General features: G+C 38.8%; 21 protein-coding genes and 1 other annotated feature (1 of these 22 cut by a window edge). Of the genes, 16 read left to right on the forward strand and 5 right to left on the reverse strand.

The annotated features are described in order from the left end of the window. Positions 1–158, forward strand: a binding site (T-box leader); it begins 61 nt to the left of the window's first position. A 64-nt stretch (positions 159–222) separates the two neighbouring features. The 4 genes from leuS to ACFX4N_RS19995 all read left to right on the forward strand — a co-directional run bounded on the left by leuS (position 223) and on the right by ACFX4N_RS19995 (position 3886). After that, positions 223–2637, forward strand: a complete 2415-nt coding sequence (leuS, locus tag ACFX4N_RS19980; RefSeq protein WP_013059523.1) for a leucine--tRNA ligase — start codon at positions 223–225, stop codon at positions 2635–2637. 239 nt (positions 2638–2876) lie between these two features. Further along, positions 2877–3188 (forward strand): rhodanese-like domain-containing protein, encoded by a 312-nt coding sequence (locus ACFX4N_RS19985; protein ID WP_013059522.1) that lies wholly within the window; start codon positions 2877–2879, stop codon positions 3186–3188. A gap of 128 nt (positions 3189–3316) precedes the next feature. Continuing rightward, on the forward strand, positions 3317–3496 hold the full coding sequence (locus ACFX4N_RS19990) for a hypothetical protein (protein WP_274589246.1): 180 nt from the start codon (positions 3317–3319) through the stop codon (positions 3494–3496). Positions 3497–3706: 210 nt separating this feature from the next. After that, entirely contained in the window at positions 3707–3886 is a 180-nt protein-coding gene (locus ACFX4N_RS19995; RefSeq protein WP_013059521.1) for a sporulation protein Cse60, read from the forward strand. Between the two features lie 4 nt (positions 3887–3890). Here ACFX4N_RS19995 and ACFX4N_RS20000 read toward each other — a convergent pair whose 3' ends face one another. Further along, positions 3891–5162: a BaiN/RdsA family NAD(P)/FAD-dependent oxidoreductase gene (locus ACFX4N_RS20000; protein ID WP_029319950.1), complete on the reverse strand. Its 1272-nt coding sequence runs from the start codon at positions 5160–5162 to the stop codon at positions 3891–3893. Positions 5163–5372: 210 nt separating this feature from the next. Between ACFX4N_RS20000 and ACFX4N_RS20005 the strand changes: the two genes are divergently transcribed. Beyond that, positions 5373–7016 carry a putative polysaccharide biosynthesis protein gene (locus tag ACFX4N_RS20005; protein WP_029319951.1) on the forward strand — a complete coding sequence of 548 codons (1644 nt, stop codon included), beginning with the start codon at positions 5373–5375 and terminating at the stop codon, positions 7014–7016. A gap of 51 nt (positions 7017–7067) precedes the next feature. Continuing rightward, on the forward strand, positions 7068–7784 hold the full coding sequence (locus ACFX4N_RS20010) for a pseudouridine synthase (RefSeq protein WP_013059518.1): 717 nt from the start codon (positions 7068–7070) through the stop codon (positions 7782–7784). 222 nt (positions 7785–8006) lie between these two features. Here the strand turns inward: ACFX4N_RS20010 and ACFX4N_RS20015 are convergent, their stop codons facing one another. Further along, a complete protein-coding gene (locus ACFX4N_RS20015; protein ID WP_013059517.1) occupies positions 8007–8228 on the reverse strand; it encodes a DeoR family transcriptional regulator in 222 nt (73 codons plus the stop codon). Between the two features lie 408 nt (positions 8229–8636). Here ACFX4N_RS20015 and pepV point away from each other — a divergent pair, with 408 nt between their 5' ends. Further along, a complete protein-coding gene (gene pepV / locus ACFX4N_RS20020; RefSeq protein ID WP_057274085.1) occupies positions 8637–10040 on the forward strand; it encodes a dipeptidase PepV in 1404 nt (467 codons plus the stop codon). A 32-nt stretch (positions 10041–10072) separates the two neighbouring features. Here pepV and cysK read toward each other — a convergent pair whose 3' ends face one another. Next, positions 10073–11005, reverse strand: coding sequence for a cysteine synthase A (gene cysK / locus ACFX4N_RS20025; RefSeq protein WP_013059515.1), 933 nt, complete (start codon positions 11003–11005; stop codon positions 10073–10075). Positions 11006–11195: 190 nt separating this feature from the next. Here cysK and thpR point away from each other — a divergent pair, with 190 nt between their 5' ends. The 4 genes from thpR (at position 11196) to ACFX4N_RS20045 (ending at position 16032) form a co-directional block, all read left to right on the forward strand. Further along, entirely contained in the window at positions 11196–11750 is a 555-nt protein-coding gene (gene thpR, locus ACFX4N_RS20030; RefSeq protein ID WP_107918129.1) for an RNA 2',3'-cyclic phosphodiesterase, read from the forward strand. Positions 11751–11885: 135 nt separating this feature from the next. Beyond that, on the forward strand, positions 11886–12812 hold the full coding sequence (locus ACFX4N_RS20035; RefSeq protein ID WP_055992431.1) for a hypothetical protein: 927 nt from the start codon (positions 11886–11888) through the stop codon (positions 12810–12812). A 92-nt stretch (positions 12813–12904) separates the two neighbouring features. Next, on the forward strand, positions 12905–15046 hold the full coding sequence (gene pulA, locus ACFX4N_RS20040; RefSeq protein WP_301264588.1) for a type I pullulanase: 2142 nt from the start codon (positions 12905–12907) through the stop codon (positions 15044–15046). A 161-nt stretch (positions 15047–15207) separates the two neighbouring features. Beyond that, complete coding sequence (locus ACFX4N_RS20045) at positions 15208–16032, forward strand: phosphotransferase family protein (RefSeq protein WP_223269002.1); 825 nt, start codon at positions 15208–15210, stop codon at positions 16030–16032. A gap of 6 nt (positions 16033–16038) precedes the next feature. Here ACFX4N_RS20045 and ACFX4N_RS20050 read toward each other — a convergent pair whose 3' ends face one another. Beyond that, a complete protein-coding gene (locus ACFX4N_RS20050) occupies positions 16039–16317 on the reverse strand; it encodes a YtzH-like family protein (protein ID WP_013059510.1) in 279 nt (92 codons plus the stop codon). A gap of 127 nt (positions 16318–16444) precedes the next feature. Here ACFX4N_RS20050 and trmB point away from each other — a divergent pair, with 127 nt between their 5' ends. Beyond that, positions 16445–17095 (forward strand): tRNA (guanosine(46)-N7)-methyltransferase TrmB, encoded by a 651-nt coding sequence (trmB, locus tag ACFX4N_RS20055; RefSeq protein ID WP_013059509.1) that lies wholly within the window; start codon positions 16445–16447, stop codon positions 17093–17095. A gap of 75 nt (positions 17096–17170) precedes the next feature. Continuing rightward, positions 17171–18028 carry a YtnP family quorum-quenching lactonase gene (locus ACFX4N_RS20060; protein WP_146274128.1) on the forward strand — a complete coding sequence of 286 codons (858 nt, stop codon included), beginning with the start codon at positions 17171–17173 and terminating at the stop codon, positions 18026–18028. Here ACFX4N_RS20060 and ACFX4N_RS20065 read toward each other — a convergent pair. Next, entirely contained in the window at positions 17997–18308 is a 312-nt protein-coding gene (locus ACFX4N_RS20065; RefSeq protein ID WP_013059507.1) for a PepSY domain-containing protein, read from the reverse strand. The genes ACFX4N_RS20060 and ACFX4N_RS20065 overlap by 32 nt on opposite strands. Before the next feature lie 152 nt (positions 18309–18460). Here ACFX4N_RS20065 and ACFX4N_RS20070 point away from each other — a divergent pair, with 152 nt between their 5' ends. The 3 genes from ACFX4N_RS20070 (at position 18461) to ACFX4N_RS20080 (ending at position 20587) form a co-directional block, all read left to right on the forward strand. After that, positions 18461–19534 (forward strand): M42 family metallopeptidase, encoded by a 1074-nt coding sequence (locus ACFX4N_RS20070; protein ID WP_377262276.1) that lies wholly within the window; start codon positions 18461–18463, stop codon positions 19532–19534. Between the two features lie 58 nt (positions 19535–19592). Further along, a complete protein-coding gene (locus ACFX4N_RS20075; protein WP_013059505.1) occupies positions 19593–20117 on the forward strand; it encodes a DUF84 family protein in 525 nt (174 codons plus the stop codon). 152 nt (positions 20118–20269) lie between these two features. Continuing rightward, positions 20270–20587, forward strand: a complete 318-nt coding sequence (locus ACFX4N_RS20080; RefSeq protein WP_013059504.1) for a thioredoxin family protein — start codon at positions 20270–20272, stop codon at positions 20585–20587. The last annotated feature ends 38 nt before the right edge of the window (positions 20588–20625 follow it).

The following is a 20625-nucleotide window of genomic DNA, read 5'->3' on the forward strand; positions in this document are numbered from 1 at the left end:
CGAGTCAGCAAACGAGCGTTCATGAACTCACCTTGGAGTTGTAAATGTGAAGTAAAGTAACATTTGCCGTCTATCCGCGTTAAGGAAAATGAGTGAGTACATAATTGTGCTAATTTGGGTGGTACCGCGGGAAGTTTATTCAACCTCTCGTCCCTTTGTTTGAGGGATGAGGGGTTTTTTAGTTTAATTAAATACAGCTGGAGCGTACAAGGAGGATTATGTATGGCTTTTAATCATGAAAAGATCGAACAAAAATGGCAAAAAGTTTGGGAAGAAAATAAAACATTTAGAACAACAGAAGATGAAGGAAAGCGTAAATTTTACGCATTAGATATGTTCCCTTATCCATCTGGCGCTGGTTTACACGTTGGGCATCCAGAAGGTTATACAGCAACGGATATTTTATCTCGTATGAAGCGTATGCAAGGATACAATGTACTTCATCCGATGGGATGGGATGCATTCGGACTACCTGCTGAACAGTATGCATTAGATACAGGAAACGACCCGGCTGAATTCACTGAACTTAACATTAATAATTTCCGTCGTCAAATCAAATCGTTAGGTTTCTCTTACGATTGGGAGCGAGAAATTAATACAACTGATCCAAACTACTACAAATGGACGCAGTGGATTTTCTTACAGCTATATAAAAAGGGCTTAGCTTATGTGGATGAAGTAGCTGTTAACTGGTGTCCTGCTCTAGGAACAGTACTTGCGAACGAAGAAGTGATTGACGGCAAAAGTGAGCGTGGGGGACATCCGGTTGAGCGTCGTCCAATGAAGCAGTGGATGCTTAAAATCACAGCTTATGCAGATCGTTTACTAGAAGATTTAGATGAGCTTGATTGGCCAGAAAGTATTAAAGAAATGCAGCGCAACTGGATTGGCCGCTCTGAAGGAGCTCACGTACACTTCACAATCGATGGATACGACGACACGTTTACTGTGTTCACAACGCGTCCTGACACGCTATTTGGGGCAACGTATGCCGTTTTAGCACCTGAACATCCGTTTGTGGAAAAAATTACAACAGCCGAACAAAAAGAAGCAGTAGAAGCGTATTTAGATCAAATTAAAAGCAAAAGCGATTTAGAACGTACAGACTTAGCCAAAGACAAAACTGGCGTATTTACCGGTGCTTATGCAATTAACCCTGTAAACGGCGAGAGAATGCCAATTTGGATTGCTGACTATGTTCTAATGAGCTATGGCACCGGTGCAATTATGGCTGTTCCGGCTCATGATGAGCGTGATTATGAATTTGCTGTTAAATTTGAACTGCCTATTAAAGAAGTAGTAGCGGGCGGAGACGTTTCAAAAGAAGCTTATACAGGCGACGGCGAGCACGTTAATTCAGACTTCTTAAATGGTTTAGATAAAGAAGAAGCAATTTCAAATATGATTCAGTGGCTTCAAGCAAATGAAAAAGGTGAAAAACAAGTAACATACCGTCTGCGTGACTGGTTATTCAGTCGTCAGCGCTACTGGGGTGAACCAATTCCTGTTATCCACTGGGAAGATGGCACAACGACTGCAGTTCCTGAAGATCAGCTTCCGCTTGTGTTACCAAAAACGACTGAAATCAAACCGTCAGGCACAGGTGAATCTCCGTTAGCAAACATTGATGACTGGGTGAATGTTGTAGATCCGGAAACAGGCAAAAAAGGGCGCCGCGAAACAAATACAATGCCTCAATGGGCAGGCAGCTGCTGGTATTACTTACGCTACATTGATCCGACAAACAGTGAAGCGTTAGCAGATGCAGATAAATTAAAAGAATGGTTGCCGGTTGATATTTATATCGGTGGAGCTGAACACGCTGTTCTTCACTTATTATATGCTCGTTTCTGGCATAAGTTTTTATATGATATCGGCGTAGTTCCAACAAAAGAGCCGTTCCAAAAACTGTTTAACCAAGGTATGATTCTTGGAGAAAACAACGAAAAAATGAGTAAGTCAAAAGGTAACGTTGTAAACCCAGACGAGATCGTAGAAAGCCACGGAGCCGATACGCTTCGCCTTTATGAAATGTTCATGGGGCCTTTAGATGCATCAATCGCTTGGTCAACAAAAGGGCTTGATGGTGCACGCCGTTTCTTAGATCGTGTATGGCGCTTACTTGTTGACGATAACGGTGAATTAAGCAGCAAGGTTCAAGAAAGCAATGACACTACGCTTGAACGCGTGTATCACCAAACGGTGAAAAAAGTAACGGAAGATTACGAAGGCCTCCGTTTTAATACAGGTATCTCTCAGCTTATGGTATTCATCAATGATGCATACAAAGTTGACGTGCTGCCAAAGCAATACGTAGAAGGATTTGTGAAGCTATTAGCACCAATTTGTCCTCATACGACTGAGGAATTATGGAGCAAACTAGGTCACGAAGATACAATTTCGTATGAGGCTTGGCCTGCGTTTGACGAAGCGAAACTTGTAGATGATGAAGTGGAAATTGTCGTTCAAATTAACGGTAAAGTACGTGCGAAAGTAAACGTACCTGCTGAGGCATCTCGTGAAGAGCTTCAAGATATTGCAATGGCTAATGAAGATGTTAAAGAGTTCATTGAAGGTAAGACAGTGCGCAAAGTGATTGCTGTGCCTGGTAAATTAGTAAACATCGTAGCTAATTAAGTATTGATGTAGAACAGAACCCCTGACTAAAGAGCTGTCAGGGGTTCTGTTCTAGACCTAAGCGCCTGATGTCCGCCTTTCGGGTTAACATCAGGCGCTTAGTTAAATCTTTAACTACGATTGGAAAAGCTTAGGCAGGCTTGCTGCTTAAGCTTTTCTTATTTAGTGGCATAAAGGTATTTGAATTTGCTACAATAGCGATAGCAAGCTGAATGAAAGAATAGAGAGGAATGACGAAGATGGAAGAAGTAAAAGTAATTACGCCTGAAGAACTTCAAAAACGTGTTGAAAATGGAGAAGAACTTCATTTAGTTGATGTGCGCGAAGACGAAGAAGTAGCAGAAGGAATGATTCCAACTGCTAAACACATTCGTATGAATGATATTCCAGCTAATGTGGATTATTTCGATAAAGACAAAGAATATATTTTCATTTGCCGTTCGGGCCGCCGCAGTGAAAACGTATGTTACTACCTTCAAGAACAAGGATATAAAGTAACAAATATGGCTGGCGGTATGTTAGAGTGGGAAGGAAAAACGGTTAATAAATAAAAAAGAGGCTGAGACAAAAGTATCTTAGCTGAAGTGAAAAATGAACCATTGATCAACATGTTTGATTAGTGGTTCATTTTTTTTGTTATGGTGAACATAGGTTTTATTTGTTTCGTTTCTTCTAGCAGTTGATTGGAAGGCAAGGCGAAGACTCCTGCGAGAAAAGCGGAACAGGTGAGACCCCCCAGGAGCGCAAGCGAGGAGGAGGCTCACCGGCCGCCCACGGAAAGCGAAGTCTTGCAAGGAAATCGACTGCCGTGTTACAAGCGGTTCAGCTCATGTATCCCATTTGTTCGTCTTTAGATTGAATTAATTTAGTTATGTCTCAACCTCTTTTTTGAATGAAACTTCTTCCATCCGACTAAAATGATAGCAGGAAAACAAATGATGACTAAATCTATAAAAGCCCTCATAAAAATAGAGGTAGTAAGAGATTGAAAATCCGTACAAAAACCATCATCAAGAGAAACAGTCCATTCTGATTGAAACAAATTTGATAGGACAAGGTGGTAGAAGCTGTGATACAAGTGAAAATGTTTGATAAAGAGCATGAAAAAGATTTAGAATTTGCGGTGAATCGATTTTTACGGAAATTAGAGGATGAAGACGTCGTTGATATTAAATACCAAGTGACAGTGGATGTTGATCGTGATGAGCAGGTGTACTGTTTTTCAGCCATGGTTATGTATAAAGCCTAGCATATTATGCTAGGCTTGTTGCAAATTCTCCTGCATTACTGCCAGCCAAACGGCCTGTTACAAGAGCAGAAGTGATATTGTATCCTCCAGTATATCCGTGGATATCAAGAATTTCCCCGCAGAAGTAAAGGCCTTGCATAAATTTCGAAGACATTTCTTTTGGGTGAATTTCTTTAACGGATACGCCGCCTCCTGTTACGAATGCTTTTTCTAAAGAAAGCGTGCCGTTTACAGCAAATTCAAATCGTTTGCACAGTCTTGTAAATTCTCTCAGTTTCTCATGCTGAAGCTGTCCTGCTAGCGCTTGGCTATCAATGCCTGCTTGCTCGAGTAAAAACAATAGATAGCGTTCAGATACAAAACCTTTTAAGACATTTTTAATTGCTTTTTTCGGCTCTTCTTTTGTTGTTTTGACTAATTGTTGGAAAATATCTTCTTCGTTTTGGCTAGGAAATAAATCAAGAGACATTTGAACAGTGTTGCTTTTTTGTTTCTTTAACTCTTTAACAACATATTGGCTGCAGCGAAGAGCGGCAGGGCCAGAGATGCCAAAGTGAGTGAAAATCATATCCATTTGATGAGTAATGACAGGTTTGCCTTTTTTATTAAGCACGCTTAGTCCTACATTGCGAAGCGATAGACCTTGAAGCGTTTTGGTTTTAATAAAGTGTTCGCTAGATGTAATAGGAACTTCTGTTGGGTAAAGTTCAGTAATTTTATGCCCCGCATCTTTTGCCCATTGATAACCGTCTCCTGTCGAACCTGTATGAGGTACTGATTTTCCACCTACTGCAATCACAACGCTTTTCGTTTGGATTGCTTCCCCGTTTTGAAGCACAACTTCTTTTACCGTGTTATTCTCATAGTTTACGCGTTTAACGGCTGTGTTTGTGCGAATCGTCACACGAAGACGGTGAAGTTCGCTAATTAATGCGTCAACAACAGATTGCGCTTTATTGCTGACCGGAAACATACGACCGTGATCTTCTTCTTTTAATTTAATTCCAAGGCCTTCAAAATAAGAGATGATATCTTCGTTATTAAAAACAGAAAACGCACTGTATAAAAAGCGTCCGTTTCCTGGAATGTGTTTAATAAGTTCATCAATGGGAAGACGGTTTGTCACATTACAGCGTCCGCCTCCAGAAATGGCAAGCTTTCGTCCAAGTTTATTGCCTTTATCAATTAATAATACGTTTGCACCTGACTCACCAGCTGCAATCGATGCCATCAAACCAGAAGGTCCTCCTCCGATTACGACTACATCATATATCATACTTTCACCAACCTGTCTATTCTTAAAAAATTTTAGTTTGTTCACTGACAAATCTCTCAACATTGGATAAAATGGGCTATAGTCTTTGTTTTTTAGTTTGTTGACGAGTGCGAGTGAGTATAAGACCTTTCTTAGTGTATACTGTCACTTGCTTCTTTTCAATTCTATCATTATTATCATTATGTAACATTAAGTATCGGAGGCAAACGTATGTCTGATTCAAAATTGTTAAGAGGGACCTTTGTGCTAACGCTTGGCACCTATGTATCCCGAATCTTGGGAATGATTTATTTATTTCCATTTGCGATCCTTGTTGGAACCGTAGGGGGAGCACTGTTTGGTTACGGATATAACCAATATGCTATTTATTTAAGTATTGCTACAGCCGGTATGCCAATGGCCGTATCGAAATTTGTATCAAAATATAATGCACTCGGTGATTACTATACGAGTAGAAGAATGTACCGGGCCGGCATGAAATTAATGCTTGTCACAGGAATACTTGCATTTTTACTTTTATATTCGTTAGCTCCTGTTATGTCTAGAATTACACTGGGAGGTTCTGATTTAAATAACTCCTTAGAAGATGTAGTAATGGTTATGCGAATGGTTAGTGTTGCGTTAATTGTAGTACCGATGATGAGTTTAATGCGAGGATTTTTCCAAGGTCACCAGTCTATGGGACCAACAGCTGTTTCACAAGTAGTTGAACAGCTTGTGCGGGTTGTCTTTTTATTGGCATCTACCTATATCGTCATCAAAGTTGTCCATGGAAGTCTTGCATTAGCCGTTGGATTTGCTACGATGGGGGCTTTTGTAGGAGCTCTTGCTGGACTGGCTGTATTAATTTGGTATTGGAAAAAACGAAAGCCTTATCTTGATAAAATGGTGAACGAGCAGACGGTAACGCCTACGCGTATTTCTACCGTATCCATTTTTAAAGAGCTGCTTACGTATTCATTGCCATATGTCTTTGTCAGCTTGGCTATTCCGCTTTATCAGTATGTGGACCAATTCACATTTAACCGTGCGATGGTAGCGGCTGGACAAAAAGAAATAGCAGAGTCAATGAACGGAATTGTTCAGTCTTATGTTCCAAAGCTTGTGATGATTCCCGTTTCATTAGCTACTGCGTTCGGTTTGACTCTTGTACCAACGATTACACGTTCCTTTGTGAATAAAGATTATAACGTACTGCAAAAGCAAATTGATCAAACATATCAAACGATTATGTTTCTTGTGCTGCCAGCATCTGTAGGATTAATGGCTTTAGCTGGCCCAGCCTATACGTTTTTCTTTGGAACAGATGCATCGGATGCGGGTGGAAATGTCTTGCTTTACTATGCACCGGTAGCTTTATTGTTCTCATTTTTTACGGTTAATGGAGCTATTTTACAAGGAATCAACAAACAAAAATATGCTGTTTTAAGTCTATTATTTGGATTGATTGTGAAAATTGTCGTGAACGTTCCATTTATTCTTATGTTCCACGAGATTGGTTCAGTTTTAGCGACAGCACTAGGCTATATCGTATCTCTTGTTTATATGTTTGCGCTTATTCAAAAACACGCAAAATATAACTACAGTGAGTTTATAAAACGCTCTGTGCTTATTCTCATTTTTGTTGCGATTATGGGAATCAGCGTAAAAATTGTCGCAGCAGTGATTGGTCTGTTTACAACGCCAGGACGATTCTCTGCCACTGTTATTACGATTATAGGAGCAGCAGTAGGCGGCATTATTTACTTTATTATTACCTATCGTTCAAGCCTGCTTGAAAAAGTAATGGGAGCGAGGGTAACAGGTGCAATTGAACGAAAGATACTGCGCCGAAATAAACAGCGCAGTGCCTAAGAAGATGACTCGTTAGAGTCATCTTCTTTTCAAAAAAGAGGAGGATATTACATGCGTTTGGATAAATTGCTTTCTACCATTGGGTACGGAAGCCGAAAAGAAGTTAAAGGTCTTTTAAAGACTGGAGCTGTTAAGGTAGACGGTACAGCAGTTAAAGATGCTAAGGTCCACGTTAATCCAGATGAACAAGAAATAACTGTGCATGGCGAAGCCGTTTCTTACCGAGAATTTGTTTACTTTATGCTTCATAAGCCGCAAGGCGTCATATCAGCAACAGAAGATTCTCTTCATGAAACAGTTTTGGACTTACTTGAACTTGACGATGCTGTGTATGACCCATTTCCGGTAGGGCGTTTAGATAAAGATACAGAAGGGCTCTTGCTGCTGACGAATGACGGTCAGCTTGCACATCAGCTGCTATCTCCTAAAAAACACGTTCCTAAAACATATTTTGCAAAAATTAATGCACCGGTGACTGAAGAAGATGCTGAAGCATTTAGACAAGGTGTCACTCTTGATGATGGATATGTAACAAAATCAGCAGAGTTAAAGATACTAACAAGCGGTGTGGAATCAGAAATTGAATTAACGATCGTTGAAGGGAAATTTCATCAAGTGAAGCGTATGTTTGAAGCAAGAGGAAAAAAAGTAACGTATTTAAAACGTTTATCTATGGGAGCTTTGCTATTAGACGAGTCGTTAGATTTAGGAGAGTATAGGGAGTTAACGGAAGAGGAACTAGCTTTATTACAACAATCAAATGCCTAAGAAGAGGCGAAAGAAAAAGGAACCTAAGTCTAAAATGGTTCCTTTTTTTGTCCACTTTGTTAGACAAGTGAAACATTTCACGTTAAAGTACTTAAACGAGTACCAACTCTGCTTGACGTGCAAATGGAGCGGGGGACTATGCACTCGTCCAAGTCTGGACTTTCTACTGCGTAGAATTTTATCTCTATATATAAATCACTTACTACCCTTGAAATAAACTTACTAGGATGACATCTTGACCTTCTTTTGCGTAGTCGTCCATGTACCGCGACTTGGGCTGCGAACTAAATCATTATATGCTAACACATTCAAGTCACGCTGAATGGTTCTTGGTGTAATACCAAATTCGTCTACGAGCTCTTGCGTTGTAACTGTTCCATTTTTACAAATGAACATATAGACCGATTTGATACGAGTTAGCATTCGATTAGTTGAAGGTTTCAAAAAACCACTTCCTTATTCGTTTTTCGTAAGGCACAACTTCTTTATAACTCTGAGATGTCAAGCACTATTTCAGTCCTTATCCTTATTGTACACAAAATCGACAGAAAAATAAAAGAGAAAACGCAAATTAACACAATATTTACAAAAAATGATATAAATATGTAATCCTTTCGTAACATCTCCTTCCTCTATTTGCACATTTTTTATAGTATATGTAAACAATAAACAAATAGAATCCGTTTTTATCGATTGTGCCTACAAATTATTTCCCGGAATTTTGACTCTGTAAACCTTTGATATGAAAGGAAAGAGACAATTATTTCTTTCTATATAAAGGTATGATAAAGTTAAATTTACCAATAGTAATGATAGATACAATCTGTAAAAGCAGGAAAAGGAGACAAACAGATGACGGCAATTAATTGGAAAGAGGAAGTTCAAAAAAGAGAAGCTGAAATTCTAGCTGAGACGCAGCGTTTTCTACAAATTAAAAGTGTTTTGACAAGCACAGAAAAACAAGAAGAGCCATTCGGACCTGGAATTGCTCAAGCGCTTCACTTTCTTTTAAATAAAGGAAAAAATGACGGGTTTTCCGTCAAGAACGTAGACGGATATGCTGGTCATATTGAGGCAGGAGAAGGGAAAGACCTTCTTGGCATTCTTTGTCACGTAGACGTTGTTCCTGAAGGAGACGGGTGGTCGGTTGATCCATACGGCGGTGAAATAAAAGACGGGAAAATTTTTGCTAGAGGAGCAATCGATGATAAAGGCCCGACGATGGCTGCTTATTATGCGATGAAAATTGTGAAAGATTTAGGGCTTCCTCTATCTAAACGGGTTCGAATAATTATTGGAACGGATGAAGAAAGTGACTGGAGATGTGTGGACCACTACTTCAACCATGAAGAGATGCCAACTATGGGATTTGCGCCGGATGCGGATTTTCCTATCATTTTTGCTGAAAAAGGCATTACAGACGTAGAAATTCGCCAGCAGCCAATTGAAGGAACAAAGGGAAGCGTTCAGCTTACATCATTTGTCTCTGGGCGACGCTACAATATGGTTCCTGATCTTGCAACAGCTGTTCTTGAATTCCATAGTGAAACGGATATTGAAAATAAATATGATCAATTTTTAAAGGATCAGTCTTTAAAAGGTTCAATAACAGACAAGAGCGGTGTATACACACTTACTTTAGAAGGCGTTTCAGCACATGGAAGTGTGCCTGATAAAGGGAAAAATGCTGGCCTTACGCTTCTTCGCTTTTTACACACATTAGAACTTGATGAACAAGCTAATCAGTTTGTAGGTTATGCAAATGCGTATTTAGTCCAAGATGCACTAGGAGAAAAAATGGGCTTAAATCGCAAAGATGAGGTCACGGGTGATTTAACGATAAATGTTGGAATCATGTCTTACAATCAAGAAGAAGCGGGGCACTTTGGTTTAAACATTCGCTATCCTGTATCAGCTCATATTGACGATATTATTGATACGATTAAAGAAAAAAGTGAATCTTATCAAATGACCATCAAACATTTTACAGATTCTAAACCGCATCACGTCGATCAAAAACATGAGCTTATTCAAACGCTTCAAAAGGTTTACCAAGAACAAACAAATGAAGAACCTACACTTATTTCAATTGGAGGAGGAACATATGCCAGAGCATTAGAAGCGGGTGTGGCATTTGGACCTCTTTTCCCAGGCCGTGAAGAAGTAGCGCACGAAAAAGACGAGTACATGGTAATTGAAGATTTACTTCGTGCAACAGCTATTTATGCACAGGCTATTTACGAATTAGCTAAATAAAAAAAGCGAACGCCTTTGCGTTCGCTTTTTTATTATTCAAATGAGAACAGGTCGCTTGATAAGTAACGTTCACCTGTATCGCAAGCAATACATACGACCACTTGATCAGGAGATAATTTTTTGGCTACCTCGATAGCAGCATAGCACGCAGCGCCAGATGAAGGACCGACTAAAATTCCTTCTTCAGAAGCCAAGCGTCGCGTAATATCGTAGGCTTGTTCATCTTTAATTTTTAAAATTTCATCGTAAACATCTACATTAAGCGTATCAGGAATAAACCCAGGGCTTGTTCCTACAAGCTTGTGCTTCCCAGGTCTTCCTCCAGATAATACAGGAGACCCAGCTGGTTCCACAACATGAACGGTCATATTTGGGTAGTTTTCTCTTAGGACTTCACCAGTTCCTGTAATCGTTCCCCCTGTTCCAGCAGTAGCAACAAAAGCAGATAGGTCTTTGCCTAACTCGTTCATTGCCTCAATAATTTCTTTAGCAGTGGTTTTTCGATGTGCGTCAGGGTTTGCATTATTTTCAAACTGCATGGGCATAAATGCATTTGGAATTTCTTTTGTAAGTTCTTGTGCTTTGCGGATTGCTCCAGGCATTTTCTCATCACCCGGTGTTAGAACAACTTCAGCACCATATGCTTTTAACAAGTTAATTCGTTCTTGAGTCATGGTATCTGGCATGACTAAAATAGAACGATAACCTCTTGCCGCTGCATTCATAGCTAAGCCAATACCTGTATTTCCGCTCGTTGGTTCAATAATAGTAGAATTTTCATTGAGCAAGCCTGCTTTTTCAGCTTCCACGATCATATTAAAAGCAGCACGGTCTTTTACACTACGGCTTGGATTAAAAAACTCTAGTTTTAAGTAAACGGATGCTCCATCTGCAGGTTGAAGACGATTCAACTTAACAAGGGGTGTCTCGCCAATCAAATCAGCCATATTGTTAACAACTTTCATTTTTCTCATCCTTTTCTTATAAAAATTCTCTGTATTGTTTCTATGATAACACAAATTCTTATTTTTTAAGCACATGACAAATTTTCAGAAAAACCTCTCTATTTCATCCGAAAAGGCCTTTAAAATAGATCTAGCTCTTTTTGAACATAACCAATTGGGGAAAGATAATAAAAAGAAAAGGAGCGATTTGATGAAAGGCGATAAACATTATTTTATTGGAATCAACGTGCCTGTATCCATTGCACATCAGGCAGAAAATTGGGCAAAGGAATTAATACCTTTTCCTTTCAAACAATGGACATACCCTGACGATTATCATATAACACTACAATTTTTAGGGTTTTTAGATGACAAAAAGGAAAAGCTGATTACGCGCTTAAAAGAAGTAGCCTCCCGTCATTCAAGTTTTTCGCTGCAGACAGGTCAGTACGATGTGTTCGGTGCGTATAACAAGCCTAGAGTACTTTATGTAAGCCTTAGGCCAAATGATAAGCTTATGAATCTGCAAAGGGATATACAGGCCGTATGGGAAGAACTGAGCGCCTTATACGAAAAACGTCCTTATCGTCCTCATATTACGATTGCAAAGAAGTGGGGAGGGGAAGCCGGACTTTTGGAAGAACAGTTAAAGCAAACGCCGATTGAAGAACAGTTTCAAGTAAGTTCGTTTGCCCTTTTTGAAGTTCATCCTGCTAGCAAACCTAAATATAAAAAAATACTATCTTTTTCCTTGCAGTCACAGTAGCATATGAACATACAAGCATGGAGAGAGGTTATTTAAATATCACTCTTATCAAAGGAAAGAAAACGCCGATGATAATAGAGAAATCATCGGCGAACAAAGTTTTAGAGGAATTTTAATTAGGGGATTGATGTAAACGTGGCGCAGCTACTTAAGGTGCAAGATTATATTTCCCGTTATGAAAAAGACGTTTATCACTACACGTCTCAGTTTAATCACTTAAAAAAGCATAATTGGAAGAAAGTAAAGCAATTATTTGAAGAAGGGCTATTACATGAACCGCCTGTACAAGAAGAAACAAAAGCTCAGCGTTCATTTTTGCAAAAAGCAAAAGAGCGGTTTACAAGAAAAAAAGAAACGTGTGAAGTGGAAGAAGCGTTCTCTAGCGATAGCGTGGAAAATCAAGAGCTATTGAGGTTTACAACTCTTCCACAAACAGCGGAAGACTTGAAAATATTGTTTTTAGAAAATGTATTTGATCTTCAAATGAAATGGGCTACATCCACTTTATTTGAGTTCTCACAAGCAGATCGTAAATATTACCATGATGAAGCTCTCCGTTATTTTATTCAGCGCTTTCCTGATACGTGTCTCGTGATGTACAAGCCTGTTTTCATGATTAATAAAGCTCCGGTAGAAGGAGATATCATTATTGTTACTCCAACGGAAACCCTCTGTATTTGTTTAATAGAAACATATAAAAGCGCTGTTTTTCAGTATTCAAAAGAAAATTTTTGGGCAGAGTTAAGAGGAAGAGATCAAAAAAAGATATTAAATCCTTTAATTGGGTTAAATCGAACGGAGCAAATTGTCCGAAGCATCTATCGTACTCACGATATTGAACATAACGTAAAGAAAATATTGCTGAGCAGAAATGGATACATTGATTACGCTGCGGAGCCTTATCAGGTTGAATTTGTAGATGCTAGAAAGTACGAAGAGTGGTTTTATGAACTTAGGAAATCTAAAGCACCTTTAAAGTTTAAGCAGATGAAAGCAGCTCAAGTATTGCTCGAACACAGCCAGAGTATTTATTTTGACCGGGAACTCGAAGCAGGTGAATAATACGAACATTCACGCTATGAAAGTGCTTTCGTTTTTGCGTTTGCTACATATAATGCTACTAAAGAGGTAATTGGCATAAGGAGGAGAAAAGGATGACTGGTGATAATAAGTTTCAAGCTTATTTAGATCAAATAGATCGTATTACTCTTTTAGTTCCAACTTCTTATCATGAAGGTCAAATTGATTTTTTTGTGATTAAAAGTACACAAATGTATGAGACCATCTCTATTGAAAACGTACATGAATTAGAAGGTTTTATCAAATATGAAGGCAAGGTTGAAGGTAGCATAGAAATTGGACAGTCGTACGTTATCTGTGATAATTACGGGGAGAAAGTTCCGCTGCAGGTAGGAGCTGTTATACGAACCAAAGAGTTTGATGAGAGATTTTATTATAATCAAAATGATTTGGGTGCAGCATTTTATTCAGATCATATTATGATAAAAATTTGGGCCCCGACTGCATCAGCAGTGGTTTTAAAATTAATACATGCAAACAGCGGGAAAGAAGAACTGTACGTCATGGCTCGTCAAAGAAAAGGCGTATGGGAAAAGAAACTTCCCTTAGATAAAGAAGGGTATTATTATCGATTTTTAATAGATGTAAACGGCGGGACAAATGAAGCGGTGGATCCTTATGCCGTTGCAGCTACAGCAAATAGTGAATACGGAGTTCTGATAAATCTTCATACAGCCTATGTTCATCTCCATGAAAAGCCACCTTTCCTTCAGCAAACGGATGCCGTTATTTACGAAATGCACGTTCGCGATTTTTCTATTCATCCTTCAAGCGGGATAGAAAAAAAAGGTACGTACCTAGCTGTTACTGAATCAAGCGGGCAGCCAGGCAAAACAACAGGTCTTCATTATTTAAAAGAGCTAGGAGTGACCCACCTTGAATTTCTTCCTATTAACGACTTTGGCGGAGTAGATGAATTAAATCCTCATGCTTCTTATAATTGGGGGTATAATCCATTGTTGTTTAATGTACCAGAAGGAAGCTACTCCGCTGACCCTTCAAATCCCGCCACTCGTATTGCTGAAGTGAAACAATTAATATCAACACTTCATCAACAGGGATTCCGTGTTATTATAGATGTAGTTTATAATCACGTATTTGTACGAGAGGAATCATCTTTTGAAAAAATTGTTCCGGGCTATTATTTTCGACATGATGAGTTTGGGATGCCTTCGAACGGTACGGGAGTAGGAAATGATTTTGCTTCTGAACGGAAAATGGCGCAAAAGTTTATTATCGATTCAGTATTATTTTGGATAAAAGAGTACGACGTTGATGGGTTTCGCTTTGACCTCATGGGGATTTTAGATATAGAAACGATGAACATCATCCGGGAAAAAATAAATGAAATTGATTCTACTATTTTGGTGTTTGGCGAAGGCTGGGATTTAAACACTCCTCTCCCCTATAATCAAAAAGCAATTATGGCGAATGCCCGCCAAACGCCTCAAATCGGCTATTTTAATGATCGCTTTCGAGATTCTGTAAAAGGAAGCACGTTTGATGTATATGAAAAAGGTTTTATCAGCGGAAATATTCATCAAAAAGAGACCGTGCAATCTGTGATAGCGGGGAGCATTCTGGATAAAGAAGACAGCCGGGCTTTATTTATAAATCCAGCACAATCAGTTAATTACGTTGAATCACATGATAATCATACGCTGTGGGATAAGTTAACGAATTCAAACGGAGAAGAAGACGAAGACAATCGTAGAAGTCGTCACCGCCTTGCTACTGCTATTGTACTTCTTTCGCAAGGCATACCGTTTCTTCATAGTGGCCAAGAGTTTTACCGCACTAAACAAGGCGTAGAGAACAGCTATAATTCACCCGATGATATTAATGCACTTGATTGGAATCGACGGATCAAATTTTCTCCTGATGTGAATTGGGTTCAAGAGCTGATTCGTATTCGCAAACAGCACGGTGCATTTCGCTTGGGAGATGCTTCAGCGATTAGGCAGCATGTCTCTTTCCTAAACACGCCGCAATCCGTTATTGGCTATTGCTTATCAAACGTATTGGCTTACGGTCCGTGGAAGAATATTATTGTGTTTTTTAATCAAGGCCTAATGGAAGAAAAAGTAGTTTTGCCAGAAGGACCATGGAAAATAGCACTTGATCATTGTAAAGTATATAAAAATGGGTATCCTACTATAGGGGATAATGCTATAAACGTTTCAAAGCTTAGCGTTCTTATTTTATTTCAAACGTAATTATTGTCTTCAACCACTTGACGAAAAAAGTGTGATGGAGATAATATTTATAAAGGATGGCTATTGATACATATCCTCAATAGCCGTCTTTTTTATTTACTAAGAAAATAACGTCATGATGTCTTAATAGATTGCTTTATTGAGTGAAATTTTTAAACGAAATGTGTGTGTTGAAATTGAAGGTGAATTGGTTGGAAGATATATTAGGAAGCGAATGGGAAATTACTCCTGCTGGCGGAGCGACAGGAGAAGCTTATTTTGCAAAATTTCAAGACCGAAAGCTTTTTTTAAAGCGTAATTCATCACCTTTTTTAGCAGTATTGTCAGCTGAAGGAATTGTACCGAAGCTCGTGTGGACAAGACGAATGGAAAATGGAGATGTGATCACAGCTCAGCACTGGCTAGATGGTCGAGAATTAAAACCAAAAGATATGAATTCGAGTCGAGTGACAGAATTGCTTAGTAAAATTCATCATTCAAACGAGTTATTAGATATGTTGAAAAGGTTGGGGAAAACACCGCTTCTTCCCGAAGACGTGCTAGCCGATATTGTAGAGAATGTGGACGAGCGACTTCAAAAAGAAAGTATTGTAGAGCAGGGAATCAGTTATTTACAAGCAGAGCTTCCGTCCGTTCAGACAGATAAATATGTTGTGTGTCACTGTGATGTGAACCACAATAACTGGATGCTTGGGGAGAATACGCAGCTATATTTAATCGACTGGGACGGAGCGATGATTGCAGATCCTGCTATTGATTTAGGTTTATTGCTTTATTGGTACATCAATCCATCTCAGTGGGAAGAATGGCTTGAGCATTATGGGGTTGAACTAACCGAGAACTTGAAAAAGAGAATGAAGTGGTATGTGATAAGTCAAACCATTTTATTCATTGAATGGCATCGTTCGAAAAATGAACGTTCTGAAATGAATTACTGGCTTGAATATCTTCGGATGTTGCTCGTCAACGACATTCAAGCACAGTAGCAAAGATTATGACAAGGTAGATAGTTCTTGGACCCATTGTGATAAATTTTGTTGATTGGTTTGAATATGTTCGTCTAAATGAGCAGCACTTTTTGCATCTTGCGTGTATTTATACACGTTTTGTAGTGTTGCTTGTACGTCTGTGCTAGCGTATCCTTTTGCTAACATTGATTGAATTAAACGTTCAACCTGTTCACATTCCGCAACCGTTCCGCAGCAATCACTTTGATGATTAGATAAAATATCTTTTAATATATTCATTTGGTGTTCGGCATTTAAAGGCATTAAGCATCATCCTTTCTCGTATGATGCTCTTATTTTTTTCTATCTAAACACAATTATGCATGAGAATGTCGGTTGTTTCGAATAACCGACATTTTCAATGCGTCAAAATACATTAAAGAGGTGCAACATGAGATTACGAAACAAACCTTGGGCAAAAGATAAAATTGCTGAAAATCCCCAATACGTGGTTCCAAACCCAGCAGAGTATAAAGGGAACTGGAAAGAGGTTTTTGGGAACGAAAATCCTCTTCATATTGAAGTAGGAACAGGAAAAGGCCAATTTTTAGTAGGGATGGCTAAACAAAATCCGCATATCAACTATATTGGAATTGAAATGTATGAAAGTGTCATCTTAAGTGCTCTAGAACGTTTGATTGAAGAAGAGCTTCCAAATTTAAAGCTGTTGAATGTAGATGCTAACCATCTTAGTGAGTTTTTTGCAAAAAATGACGTGGATCGCGTTTATCTCAATTTCTCTGATCCATGGCCGAAAAAGAGACATGCCAAACGCCGTTTAACATACAAAACGTTCTTAAGCATGTATGAAAACCTGCTGGTTGATGGTGGAGAAATTCACTTTAAAACAGATAATCAAGGGCTATTTGAATATTCATTGACAAGCTTTTCAGAATATGGGCTTTTACTCAAATACATTAGCTTAGATTTGCATAAAAGCGATTTTGAAGGCAATGTTATGACGGAATATGAAGAGAAATTTTCACAAAAAGGCAGCCGCATTTACCGCTGTGAAGTAAAATACCTGAACGAAAAAGACTGAGTTCCTCAGTCTTTTTTTGTTCAAAAAGAGAAGGAGATAGTGATAAAATAAAAAGGAATATAATGGAGGTGTAAAATGGAAACGTTAACAATAGGCGAATTAAAAGTGACATGGCTTCGTGGAGGGAATAATCATTTAGACGGGGGAGCAATGTTCGGTGTTGTTCCAAAAGAGCTTTGGACAAAAAAGTATCCTATCTCAGAAGGAAATCGAATTCCAATGAGGACGGATCCTTTGCTCGTTCAAACTGAAAAACACCTCATGTTAATTGATGCAGGCATAGGGAATGGTATGTTGGATGAGAAAAAAAAGCGTCATTTTGGTGTAACAGAAGAATCATTTATTGCTGAAGATTTACAAAAGTTAGGGTTTACGTGCGAAGATATTACTCACGTCATTATGACGCATCTTCACTTTGATCATGTGTCAGGCTTAACAAAATGTAGCAACGGACATTTTTCCTCTGCTTTTCCAAATGCAAGAATCTTTGTTAGTGAAATCGAGTGGAATGAAATGAGAAATCCTAATATACGTTCTAAAAATACGTATTGGAAACAAAATTGGGAATTTATTCAGCATCAAGTAATAACATTTAGCGACAAAGATGAAATTGTGCCTGGAGTAACGGCTCATCATACCGGCGGTCACAGCGATGGTCATGCTGTAGTTATATTAAAAGGAAACAATGACATCTTAGTGCATATGGGCGATCTTTTGCCAACACATGCACATCAAAATGTCTTATGGGTAATGGCATATGATGATTATCCAATGACTTCGATTGAACAAAAGCAGCAGTGGCTAGCTTATGCCTATGAGAATCAAGCTTGGCTAAGTTTTTATCATGATGCTTTTTATCGAGCTGTAAAATGGGATAATAAAGGAGAAATAGTTGACGAAATTAAACGGATGCATTCAGCGTCAATTCAATAATAGAACCGCTTTTTTTATCAATGAAAAACTCGTAATGTTCCTGTTTTGCATCACGTGTTCTGATAATTCCACCTGTATAACCATAAAAAGAGAGACCATGTTTTTGAATGACTTTAGTCGTTGTTTCAATCCATGAGCCGTCGATTGCCCCATTTTGTTTAAAAGCGCTTTTAACAATCGTAAGGGCTTCCGATGAGGAAATTGACGACTTTCTTTTTTGAAGAATATAAGCGCTTGCAAATCCGACTGCAGCTCCTGCTATTAGTTGAGTCCATTTCACGTTATTCACCTGCTTTTTAAGGATATGTTTTCATCATTATATCAAATTGTCGAATGCTTTGTTAAGTTGAGTTATAGAAGAGAAGGACAGAACTAGCAACTATTTCCGGTTTTCGATACAATAAAGAAAATGATACATAAAGGAGAGTATATATGAACAATGAAACGCTATCTCTATTTAAAACATTAACGGAGTTACCAGGTGCCGCTGGAAACGAACATCAAGTACGTTCATTTATGCGCTCGCAAATTGAACCCCTTGTAGATGAAGTCATTCAAGATGGGTTAGGAAGTTTATTCGGCGTGCGCTATAATGAAGAAAAAGGTCCTAAAGTAATGGTAGCAGGACATATGGACGAAGTAGGATTTATGGTTACGTCTGTAACAGATAAAGGAATGCTTCGTTTTCAAACTCTAGGAGGATGGTGGAGTCAAGTACTGCTAGCTCAACGCGTCCATGTTGTTACTAAAAAAGGTCCTCTCACCGGCGTAATTGCTTCTATCCCTCCCCATTTATTAGACGAATCACAGCGCAACAAGCCAATGGCCATTAAAAATATGATGATTGATGTGGGCGCAGATAGCAAGCAGGAAGTAGCAGAAATGGGCATTCGTCCTGGCGATCAAATTGTACCGATTTGTCCGTTTACGCCAATGGCAAATGAAAAGAAAATACTGGCAAAAGCATGGGATAACCGCTATGGGTGCGGACTTGCGATTGAATTATTAAAAGAAGTAAAAAATGAAAAATTGCCAAATATCTTATATTCTGGAGCTACTGTGCAAGAAGAAGTAGGGCTTCGCGGTGCTCAATCAGCTGCGAATATGATTAAACCGGATTTGTTTTATGCACTAGATGCTAGTCCAGCTAACGATACATCAGGCGATAAAAATGCGTTTGGACAATTAGGAAAAGGCGTATTACTTCGTATCTTTGACCGTACGATGGTCACACATAGAGGAATGAGAGAATTTATTTTAGATACAGCTGAGACAAACAGCATCCCTTATCAATACTTTGTTTCTCCAGGAGGTACGGATGCAGGGCGCGTTCATACTTCTAATAATGGAGTTCCTTCTGCGGTAATCGGCGTATGTTCACGTTATATTCATACTCATGCGTCTATGATTCATGTAGATGACTATGCAGCCGCAAAAGAATTACTAGTCAAACTTGTACGTTCTACAGACCAAACAACGCTCGATACGATTAAGCAAAACGGATAAAAAAGAACAAAGCAGCTGCTTTTGCGGTTGCTTTGTTTCATAATGACAGGAGAAAAAAATGAAAATTGCAATCGGAACGAAAAATCCAACAAAAGTAAATGCAGTAAAAAAAGTATTTGGAGATACTTTTACATATGTAGAGGTAGCCGTGCAGTCTGGAGTGTCGCCACAGCCTTTTTCTGACGAAGAAACCATCCAAGGAGCGGTTAACCGCGCGCGTGCTGCTGTCAAAGAGGCAGGTGCTGATATTGGTATTGGGCTTGAAGGAGGGGTGCAGGAAACACCTCATGGCTTATTCCTTTGCAATTGGGGAAGTCTTGTTACCTCTAAGGACCTTGAACCGATTTTAGGTGGAGGAGCTCGTATTCGGCTTCCTGAAGCGGTAGCCGGTATGCTTCGTCATGATAAAAAAGAATTAGCCGAAGCTATGGAAGTGTATACAAACCAAAAGAATATTCGAAAAAAAGAAGGAGCAATCGGTATTTTCACCAATGGAAATTTAGATCGGACCGCTATGTTTTATCAGGTTGTTTTAATGCTAAAAGGACAGCTGGATTTTAGGACAAATCAAGCTGTTCAATAGGAAATTTCTTTGTAACCCTTTATAATAGAAAAGCATCAGTGTATGATAGTTGCAACAACTCATATACTATGTTTTGATGTAGAAGGATTAAATAATGTATAGGGCTTTAGCCGTTTAAATACGAAAGTCAAAGAAAAAGTGGAGGAAGAAAAATGGAAAAAATGCAAACAATTGAACAATACAAAGAAATCATTAAAGAAGGAAAACATATCATGATGTTTTCAGCAGACTGGTGCCCAGATTGCCGAGTAATCGAGCCTGTGCTTCCAGAAATTGAGGCCAATCATAGCGAGTATACATTTCACTATGTCGATCGTGACGACTTTATTGATCTTTGTGCAGAATTAAGCATCTTTGGAATTCCAAGCTTTGTTGGTTACAGCAACGGAGAAGAAACAGGGCGTTTTGTCAGCAAAGATCGTAAAACAAAAGAAGAAATTGAAGAGTTTATTAACGGCTTAAATGCATAAATCAAGTGAAGACTGATAGCGATTTACAGCTATCAGTC

Source organism: Priestia sp. YIM B13551, from assembly GCF_042787905.1.
In the GTDB taxonomy this organism is placed as follows: domain Bacteria; phylum Bacillota; class Bacilli; order Bacillales; family Bacillaceae_H; genus Priestia.